The organism is Geodermatophilus obscurus (assembly GCF_900143215.1).
GTDB lineage: Bacteria > Actinomycetota > Actinomycetes > Mycobacteriales > Geodermatophilaceae > Geodermatophilus > Geodermatophilus obscurus_A.
In genome coordinates this window covers 1-2,010 of record NZ_FRDM01000092.1, presented here as the reverse complement: position 1 = coordinate 2,010, position 2,010 = coordinate 1, and the positions used below count along the sequence as shown (strand labels likewise).

The window sequence follows — 2,010 nt, the reverse complement described above, 5'->3', positions numbered from 1 at the left end:
GGCTCCTCGCCCTCCGACTCGCTGTGCACGCCGGAGATCCCGGCGATGACGTCGTGCACGACCTTGCGCTCGAACGGGTTCATCGCCGAGAGCCGCTCCGGCTTCCCGCTGCTGGCCACCCGGCGGGCCGTCTCGGCGGCCAGCGAGGTCAGGTCAGCCCGGCGCCGGGCACGGAAACCGCTGATGTCGAGCATCAACCGGCTGCGCACGCCGGTGGACTGGGCGACGGCGAGCCGGGTGAGCTCCTGCAACGCCTCCAGCACCGCACCGTCGGAGCCCACCAGGTCCTGGAGGTCGCCACCGACGATCGCCACCGACGCCCGGTCGCCCTCGACGTCGAGGTCGATGTCGCCGTCCACGTCGAGGATGTCGAGCAGCCGCTCCAGGTAGTCACCGGCGACGTCGCCCTCACGGACCAGCAGGTCGTCCGCGCCCTCGTCATCGCTCTCGTCGTCCTCGGCCACGTCCGCCGGCTCGACCGCGGCGTCCGTGCCGTCGTCGTCGGGGTCGGGCAGGTCCGGCTGCGCGGGGACCCCGGCGTCGGCGGGCACCGGGCTCAGGACCGCGCCGGAGGTGGCCTCACTGGTGAGGCCGGCCGGCTCGGTGGGGTGCTGTGGGGCGCTCATGGCGTGTCCTCCGAGTGGGTGCGGCGTCCGGGGTCAGCCCCGGTGGTCGGTGGCCGGCGCGGGCGCCCGACGGGGACGCCACGCGCGCCGGATCAGCGGCGCTTGCGCTTGCCGCGGTTGGCCGGGCCCTGGCTGCCGCGTCCGGCACCGGTCCGCGGGCGCCCGCCCGTGGGGCGGGCGGCCGACGACGGGCCGTCGGCGCCGGCAGCGGTGGCACCGGCAGCGGTTGCGCCGGTGGGGGTGGCAGTGCCGTCGTCCGCCGGGCCGGCGGGCGCAGGGGTGTCGGCCACGGCGTCACCGGTCGGGTTCGCCACGTCGACCGTGGAGGCCGGGGCGGTGGTGCGGCCGCTCTTCGGGCGGACCGGCTTGGCGCCGGGCCGGGGGGCCAGCGCCTTGGGGTCGACGGCCGGCTTCTCCGCGGCCGCCTTGGCCTTGGCGGCGTCGGAGCCGGGCGGCGGCATCTTGCGCAGGATGAAGTACTGCTGACCCAGGGTCCACAGGTTGTTGGTGAACCAGTAGAGGAGGACGCCGATCGGGAACAGGAAGCCGGAGACGAACAGGCCCAGCGGCATCACGTAGAGCAGCATCTTCTGCACCATCGCGGCCTGGCCCTCGACCGGACCGGAGCGGCGCATGATCTGCTTCTGCGTGAAGAAGGTCGTGAAGCTCATGATCACGATGAGCAGGAACGCGACGACCCGGATCTGGCCGTAGCCGCCGGTGATGTCGAGGATCGCCTGCTCCTTGGCCCCGCTCATGAAGAACGAGGAGGAGATCGGCGCTCCGAAGAACGGCGCCCGCGCCGCCTCGTCGGTGAGCTCGTCGTTCCAGCTGTAGAGGCCCTGGGCGTCGGGGGCGAGCCGTCGCAGCACGTGGAAGAGCGACAGGAAGATCGGGATCTGCGGCAGGATCGGCAGGCAGCCGGCGAGCGGGCTGACCCCACGCTCGCGCTGCATCTTGAGCATCGCCTCGCTGAAGCCCTGCCGGTCGCTGCCGTACTGCTTGCGCAGCCGCGCGATCTCCGGCTGGAGCTCCTGCATCGCCCGCTGGGACTTGACCTGCTTGACGAACAGCGGGAAGAGGATCAACCGCACGGTGACGACGAGGAAGACGATCGACAGCGCCCAGGCCAGGCCCGACAGCCCGGTTCCGGCCGCGGGGTCGTCGAAGACGAGGCTCCACAGCGCGTGCCACCGGGCCATGACCCACGAGATGGCGGTGTACAGCCAGTCAAGCACGGGGGGACTCCTCCTGCGGGGCCCGGCGGGGTGCCGACGGGACGGGTCGAACGGTTCCGGGTGTGCGGGCCGGCGGCACCAGGTCGAGGCCACCAGGGTGCCAGGGCGCGCACTTGAGCAGCCGGCGCAGCGCCAGCCAGCTGCCC

The 2,010-nt window shown here is 73.2% G+C and carries 3 protein-coding genes; all 3 read right to left on the bottom strand.

Going from position 1 to position 2,010, the window contains the following annotated elements:
• The coding region (locus BUB17_RS25095; protein WP_072921569.1) for a Jag family protein at window positions 1–626 on the bottom strand (626 nt) is incomplete at its 3' end.
• A 92-nt stretch (window positions 627–718) separates the two neighbouring features.
• Window positions 719–1,864, bottom strand: a complete 1,146-nt coding sequence (yidC, locus tag BUB17_RS25090) for a membrane protein insertase YidC (protein WP_072921567.1) — start codon at window positions 1,862–1,864, stop codon at window positions 719–721.
• Complete coding sequence (locus BUB17_RS25085) at window positions 1,857–1,985, bottom strand: hypothetical protein (RefSeq protein WP_244277482.1); 129 nt, start codon at window positions 1,983–1,985, stop codon at window positions 1,857–1,859. The genes yidC and BUB17_RS25085 overlap by 8 nt, the downstream gene beginning before the upstream one ends.
• Between the last annotated feature and the right edge of the window lie 25 nt (window positions 1,986–2,010).